At 37.4% G+C, this 642-nt stretch carries 1 protein-coding gene; it reads right to left on the bottom strand.

Going from position 1 to position 642, the window contains the following annotated elements; all coding sequences use genetic code 11:
- Positions 1-175: 175 nt before the first annotated feature.
- The coding region (locus AW165_RS19815) for a virulence factor TspB C-terminal domain-related protein (RefSeq protein WP_212823890.1) at positions 176-642 on the bottom strand (467 nt) is incomplete at its 5' end.

Genomic DNA, 642 nt, shown 5'->3' with positions numbered 1-642 from the left:
TCAGATAAGACGTTGCGATATTAAAGCCAGAAAATACCGTAACCCCTACCCCTAAAGAAACGAGAAATTGAGAGCCTACCGAACCTAAATAACCAGCTAGGAACGGCAAAGCAAGACGAAGCCAACCAAATAAAAAACTAAGTATTGTTGCGAAGAATTGAAACATAATAATCACCTATATAAATTTAGATATCATCATGAAGCTACCAAACGCAGCAGCCGCCATAATACAAGCACGGATGATATAAGCCATTTCACAGAAAGGAGCTAAATCAATGGTGAATTTAAATAAGCCACCATCGTAATGTTTTGGAGCTGGACACTCACCGTCGAAATTAACACCATTAGATTCATCATAAGCTTGTAATAAATCACCTACAGAACCCTCAGCATTCTCATAAATATTTTTATAAGCACCATGTTCATCAGTAAATTGGTCGTTGTAATCACCTATTCCCTCTAATAAACCTGCTCCAGCTTCAGTAATTTCACTCAAGTCTTTTGACTGACAACTTTCATACCAAGCCTGTTTGGCTAAATAGCAAGTGGCAGCATTTCCTTCACATGAAAAAGATTGACAATTACCTGCATTAATAGAGCCATTAATACCACTTTCCAAATCATCCAATCCGGAATTAATTG

The sequence above is a fragment of the Acinetobacter sp. LMB-5 genome, assembly GCF_001541635.1.
In the GTDB taxonomy this organism is placed as follows: domain Bacteria; phylum Pseudomonadota; class Gammaproteobacteria; order Pseudomonadales; family Moraxellaceae; genus Acinetobacter; species Acinetobacter pittii.
The sequence above is the reverse complement of the archived record's forward strand: the minus strand, read 5'-3'. Positions and strand labels throughout refer to the sequence as shown.